Source organism: Pseudoalteromonas sp. SG45-2 (genome assembly GCF_014164115.1).
Lineage (GTDB): Bacteria > Pseudomonadota > Gammaproteobacteria > Enterobacterales > Alteromonadaceae > Pseudoalteromonas > Pseudoalteromonas distincta.
This window is the reverse complement of the sequence record NZ_JACJEO010000025.1, coordinates 61,913-68,603: the sequence shown is the minus strand read 5'-3', so window position 1 is coordinate 68,603 and position 6,691 is coordinate 61,913. Positions and strand designations below refer to the sequence as shown.

Below are 6,691 nucleotides of genomic sequence, written 5' to 3'. Positions count from 1 at the left end.
TTAAAAACATGATCATTCTAGCGTATTAAATAACTCACTAACTACGTTAAAAATTATTTATATAGAACAACTATGTATCATAATTTTAGCCTTGTTATTGAGCTATTTTCTTATCGCTATAATAGGTCACTAATTTAATGCAATTGGTATAAAAATAAACTGTGTGTTTATTTTATCAAATTTAAACTAAACGGGTAATTAAACTCTTTACCTTCATTAGCTTTAATACTTGCGATTACAACCATTACAAACCCAAAAATTGCCACTATAGGTAGTAATATTAAGCCGATTGCTACAAACATCAGTACAAAACAAACTACATATGCAATTGCCATCGTTATTTGAAAGTTAAGCGCCTTTTTACCGTGCACGTCAACAATTGGCATTTCATCTCTTTTAATTAACCACACAATTAATGGCCCAATTATTGAGCCAAACGGCACAACAAACCCAGCAAGCGCACTTAAATGGCATAACATAGCCCACGTACGGTCATCTTTATTAACTGGTTCAACCTGTTGATTTTCTTCCATAACACTCTCCTTTTTGTTTTATGTATGTTGCCTCTTAACTAAACAAATGTCTACAAATCAACCAACGTATTTATGTTTAAAAATCACAGCGTGAAATCTTGTGATAAAAAAGTGATAAGTTTGTGAGAGTTTCTGGAGACGATTATTCAATACTTAACTCGAATCATCACTTACAGGAAATAATAATGAAAACTTCTACATTAACAATCGCAATTCTTTTAGCGGCAGCTAGCCAATCGACTATGGCCGCAGAATTAGACCTAAAAGTAACTAACCTAACCAAAGGTATTCACTTTACTCCACTGTTAATTACAGCACACAACAGCGAAGACACACTGTTTGAGGTAGCAACGCAAGCATCTACAGCACTACAAACAATGGCTGAAGGCGGCAATATTGAAGAGTTAGTTGCACAAGCAACTGCTGCGGGTAGTGATATGGCTGCAAACCCAGCTGAAGGTTTACTTGCACCAGCCGCATCTACAACGGCAACACTGAGCACGACCGACGGTAATGAGTACCTATCTTTAACCGCAATGATGCTACCAACTAATGATGGCTTTGTAGGCTTAAACAGTTGGAAAATCCCAACAGAAGCGGGTACTTACACAATTAATTTAAATGCTTACGATGCAGGCACAGAACAAAACAATGAGCTTGTAGTTGAAGGCTCTGGCGCACCAGGTACTCCGGGTATTCCTGCTGCTCCAGGTGGCGACGCTGGCACTGGCGGTACAGGTGTATTAAGTGGTGATACAAACACTAACATTCATATTCACCCGGGTAGCTTAGGTGATGACGATTTAGAAGCGGGTAATAGCGATTTAAGTAATACAGTACACAGATGGTTAAACCCAGTAGCACAATTAACCGTTACAGTTAAGTAGGAGCATGATTATGTCATCTGCTAACAACCTTAAAAAAAGTCTACTAGTGCTTGCACTTGCAACCACACTTGCAGCGTGTAGCGATAATGATAACGACCCAGTTGTTGAAGAGCCGGTCGTTGTTGAGCCAATTGTTGTAGAACCTGTGATCAGTGAGTTTACTATTACTTTTAGTAACTTAACTGCAGGACAGCCTTTGTCACCACTCTCTGTCATTGCTTTTGAAGATGAAGCACCTTGGACCTTCGGTACAACAGCTTCTGTTGGCTTAGAAATGCTTGCAGAAAGCGGTGCAAATGAAGAATACCTCAGCTACGAAAGTGCACTTGCTGCAGTTTCAGCTGAAGGCGCTATTGGCCCTGGTGAAACCACCACAGTAATCATTACTGTTGAAGAGCAAGAAACGCTTAATTTGTCATTTGCTGCCATGCTTGGGAATACAAATGATGCTTTTACCGGTCTTAGTTCTTTAGATGTATCAACATTAGAAGTTGGCGGTTCGTTATCACGCACTACGACTGCTTATGATGCGGGTACGGAAGCAAATACAGAAACAGCTGAAACTGTGCCAGGTCCTGCCGCTAGCGGTGAAGGGTTTAACGAAATACGTGACGATACAGTCGATATAATAACGATGCATCCAGGCATTGTTTCAAATCAAGATGGATTATCTACATCAGCACTTGGTGTTGAACATAAGTTTGATAACCCAGTATCGAAAATAGTAATTACGCGCACGCAGTAACGTTCCAGCTTGTAATGGGGAAGTAAGGGAGCACGGATGCCCCCCTTTTTACGAGGTAATACATGCGTCACGAAAAAATATTAGTAGTAGAAGATGACAGAGAAATAGGTAAGTTAATTACCACGCAGCTAACGTCGCTTAACTTACATGTTGATCATGTTGTAAGCGCAGAACTTGCCTTAAAAAAAATAGCTAAGCATCCCTACGGACTTATTTTACTCGATATAAACTTACCCCAAATGGATGGTTTGAGCTTATGCCGAAAAATAAAAGAGCATTACCCAACTACCTCCGTAATTTTACTCACCGCGCTTAGTAGCGATATGGACAGAGTTATTGGCCTTGAAATGGGCGCCGATGATTATATTTGTAAACCCTTTTTTGCACGCGAATTACAAGCCAGAGTAAAAACCCAATTACGCCACAGAGCACAACTACTCGCTAGCCAAAATAACGACAACTCCCCCGTTGATAGCGAACAAACACTAAATGTAGGCTCACTCAATATAGAATTTAGTTCGCACCAAGTGTATTTAGGCAAGCAAGCCCTTAACCTTACCGCCACCGAATTTGATTTACTCGTTTACTTTGCACGCCATCCTAATCATGTTTTTAGCCGCCAGCAGTTACTCGATAAAGTATGGGGTTACCAACACAGTGGTTACGAGCACACGGTTAATTCACATATAAACCGCTTACGTGCCAAGCTAGAAGAACACCAACAAGCGCCTATCATCGAAACAGTTTGGGGTGTTGGTTACAAACTAAACCCTAGCCAACTCAATTAAGACACCTATTATGAAATTATCTTTGTATCAAAAATTAGCTATATCGCTAGTCGTGATTTTTTGTTTTATTTGCGCCCTAGTTTACGGCTGGAGCAAGCAACTGGAACTCACCTCAAAACACCACGCCGAACAAAATCTGCACTTAGCGTTAGCGGAACATTTAGTACAAGATAACCCACTAATAAAAGAAGGTGTTTACGACTATAAAGCGCTTGAAAACCTCTTTCATACCTTAATGTTATTAGGTCCTGCGTTTGAATTTTATTTTGTAGACGAAACCGGAAAAATTCTTACTTACTCAGCAAAGCCGGGTAAAGTTAAACGCACGCATATTAGTTTAACGCCTTTAAAAAGGCTGATTAACGACCCAAGCGCTGCACCTATTTATGGTGATAATCCTCGTAATAAAGAGCAACAAAAAATATTTTCAGCCGCGCCAGTATTTAATCAAGATAAGTTACAAGGTTATTTATATGTAATTATTGGTGGTGAGGCTTACGACACCTCACTAAGTACTGTAAAAAATAATGATAAGTTATGGCTAGCCGCTTTATGGCTTGGCTCTGCACTCGCATTTTTATTTATTGCGATGCTAATTTTGCTACGCTTTTTTACCAACCCAATTCAGCGCTTAGCACGTGATGTTAGCAATATTGAAGCCGCCAACTACAGCCTTACCGACACCAAGCTAAGTAACTATTCAACGCAAAAAAGTAACGAAGTGCATAGTTTAGGGCGAAGTATTCAAGCCATGCTAACGCGTATTAACGAGCAGTTTAAAGCGCTTGAACAAGGCGATAAACAACGCAAAGAGTTACTAACTCACTTATCGCACGACCTACGTACACCACTTGCTTCACTGCAGGGGTTTTTAGAAGTATTAAATCAGTCGGGTGAACAACTAAGTAAAAAAGAGCAGCAAGAATACTTGCAGGTATCGCTTAATAATTGTGGGCAATTAAAGCTACTCATAGAGCAAATATTTGAGCTTGCTCACTTAGAAAATGGCGAAATAAGTATAAATAAAGAAACCTTTAATTTAGGTGAGCTTATTTACGATTGCATGGCAAAATTTAGTTTAGCCGTTGACAAAAAAGGCATTAGTTTGTCGGTAGAACCTGCGATTTGTGATTTTCCTGTGGTTGCCGATATAGCTAAATTAGAGCGCGTGTTAAGTAACTTAATTGATAATGCAATTAGGCATACCCCTCGCGGCGGCAGCATTGCAGTACATGTAAAGCGCAGTGACGATAATCAACTATTTGTGCATGTATCAGACACGGGCGTAGGCATAAAAGAAGATGAGCTGAATGCTATTTTTGACCCGCACTACCAAGCAAGTAATTCTAATAAAGAAGGGCGCCAGCAAGGTGGTTTAGGATTGGCCATTTGCAGAGGTTTATTAAAACTGATGGATAGTGAAATTTACGTACAAAGTGAAATTGGTAAAGGCACTATGTTTAGCTTTAATTTACCACAAAATAAGGTGCTTTCTTAAAAAGCACCTTATTGAGTTAAATCTATTTAAATATAAAGAGTAACTACTTTTTAATACCCGCTAAATCAAGCATAAATGCATAGTTTAGCGCGGTATCTTCTAAGCGCTTAAAGCGACCCGATGCGCCGCCGTGCCCTGCTTCCATATCTATTTTAAACAGTAACTTATTGTCATCAGTTTTATAGTCACGCAGCTTAGCAACCCATTTTGCAGGCTCAAAGTATTGAACTTGTGAATCGTGCAAGCCAGTCGTTACTAACATATTAGGATATGCTTGCTTAGATACTTGGTCGTATGGCGAGTAAGACAGCATGTAATCGTAATACGCTTTTTCGTTCGGATTACCCCACTCGCCGTATTCATTGGTAGTAAGTGGTATGCTTGCATCAAGCATCGTGGTTACTACATCTACAAACGGTACCGCAGCAACCATGCCTTTATAAAGCTCAGGCGCTTGGTTTGCTACTGCGCCCATTAATAAGCCACCAGCACTGCCACCTAACGCAAATATTTCATCTTTTGCGCCATACTTTTGAGAAACCAATGCTTTAGTTACATCAACAAAGTCATTAAACGTATTCTTTTTAGTGAGTAGCTTGCCGTCTTCGTACCAAGGACGGCCTAGCATTTGCGAGCCACGTACATGGGCAATTGCAAATACAAAGCCACGGTCTAACAAGCTCAAACGTGAGCTTGAGAACGTTGGATCCATGGTTGCGCCGTACGACCCATAACCATATTGCAGTAGCGGGTTAGTGCCATCTTTTTTAAACGTATCTTTACGGTAAACTAAACTTACCGGTACTCTTATGCCATCGCGTGCTGTTACAAAAATACGCTCTGAGGCGTAATTATCAGCATCAAAATCACCTAATACAGCTTGCTGTTTAAGTAGTTTTTTATCGCCAGTCGCTAAATCTACATCGTACGATGAACCAGGTGTAGTCATGCTTGTGTAGTAAACTCGTAACGTGCTGCTATCTATATCGTTATTACCATAAGTACCAATTGTATAAGCGCTATCGTTAAAGCTCAGTGGTAACTCTTTACCTGTTTTTAAATCACGCGCAATCAACTTTGATTGGCCCATTTCACGCTCTTGGTAAACTAAGTAGTCATTAAATAAATCAATGCCTTCGAGCTTAATATCATCGCGCGCTGGGATCACACTTTGCCAATTTGCTTTGTCACCAGCTTTATCAATATCCACTTTCATCAGCTGAAAATTTACAGCATCTAAGTTAGTTACAATGTAGTAAGTATTTCCTAGCTTCGAAATTTCATATTCAAGCCCTGCTTCGCGCTCAATTAAGCGTTTAGGCATTGCCTTAGCATCATCAGCACTTAGTACCGATACGCCTGATGCAGCTGTGCTGCTGTGCCAAATATAAATTTCTGACTCATCTTTGCTTTTACTGATACCCATGTAATAACTGGTATCAGTTTCTTCGTAAATTAGCTCATCATCAGCTTGTGGTGTACCTAATGTATGACGATAAACTTGGTAACCTAATAGAGTTTGTAAATCTTTTTTAATATAGTAAACCGTTTTATTATCGTTTGCCCAAACTATACCGCCGTTGGTGCCCTCAAGTGTATCTTCGAGTAATTTACCGGTTGTTAAATCTTTTATTTTTATACTATAAATACGACGGCTAACAGTATCTTCGCCATAAGCCATTAAATTGCCATTCGGGCTTACATTTAAGCCACTTACTGCATAATAATCATGGCCTTTCGCAAGCTCATTTACATCTAAAATAACTTGCTGATCGGTACCTGCAAAATCGCTGCTGCGTAAGTAAGTAGTGTACTCGTTATCGCCGCGTGTTTGCGTTGAGTAAAAATAATCACCGTTTTTAACTGGGACTGAATCATCGTCTTTTTGGATACGCCCTTTTAGCTCTTCAAACAATTCACTTTGCAGCGTTTTGGTATGTGCAAGCATTGCATCTGTGTATGTATTTTCAGCTTCTAAATAGTTAATCACCTCTGGCGCTTTACGTTCGTCATCACGTAACCAATAGTAATTATCTACACGTGTGTCACCATGAATAGTCATCTCATGAGGCACTTTTTTTGCAACAGGGGCAATAGCTTGGGCTACTTGAACCGTTTTAACTTGTGTATTATTTTTTTTGGTTTCTTCAGGGGCTTGATTACAGCCACTTAAAATAGCTAGCGATAATGCAGCAAGTGCGAATGGAGTACGTTTCATCAGTCAAAGTCCTTGTTGTTTT

6 protein-coding genes are annotated in these 6,691 nt (G+C 39.8%); 4 read left to right on the top strand and 2 right to left on the bottom strand.

What is annotated here, in order from left to right:
- Positions 1-167 precede the first annotated feature (167 nt).
- Positions 168-533, bottom strand: coding sequence for a DUF4870 domain-containing protein (locus H5116_RS16950; protein WP_182716689.1), 366 nt, complete (start codon positions 531-533; stop codon positions 168-170).
- Between the two features lie 185 nt (positions 534-718).
- Between H5116_RS16950 and H5116_RS16945 the strand changes: the two genes are divergently transcribed.
- The 4 genes from H5116_RS16945 (at position 719) to H5116_RS16930 (ending at position 4,451) form a co-directional block, all read left to right on the top strand.
- Positions 719-1,420, top strand: coding sequence for a spondin domain-containing protein (locus H5116_RS16945; protein WP_154903805.1), 702 nt, complete (start codon positions 719-721; stop codon positions 1,418-1,420).
- A 10-nt stretch (positions 1,421-1,430) separates the two neighbouring features.
- Positions 1,431-2,165 (top strand): spondin domain-containing protein, encoded by a 735-nt coding sequence (locus H5116_RS16940; protein WP_182716688.1) that lies wholly within the window; start codon positions 1,431-1,433, stop codon positions 2,163-2,165.
- A 62-nt stretch (positions 2,166-2,227) separates the two neighbouring features.
- Complete coding sequence (locus H5116_RS16935) at positions 2,228-2,953, top strand: response regulator transcription factor (RefSeq protein WP_007580488.1); 726 nt, start codon at positions 2,228-2,230, stop codon at positions 2,951-2,953.
- 10 nt (positions 2,954-2,963) lie between these two features.
- A complete protein-coding gene (locus H5116_RS16930; protein ID WP_182712522.1) occupies positions 2,964-4,451 on the top strand; it encodes a cell wall metabolism sensor histidine kinase WalK in 1,488 nt (495 codons plus the stop codon).
- A 43-nt stretch (positions 4,452-4,494) separates the two neighbouring features.
- On the opposite strand, the gene H5116_RS16925 is transcribed toward H5116_RS16930, so the two are convergent.
- Positions 4,495-6,669, bottom strand: coding sequence for a S9 family peptidase (locus tag H5116_RS16925; protein WP_182716687.1), 2,175 nt, complete (start codon positions 6,667-6,669; stop codon positions 4,495-4,497).
- Positions 6,670-6,691: the final 22 nt, after the last annotated feature.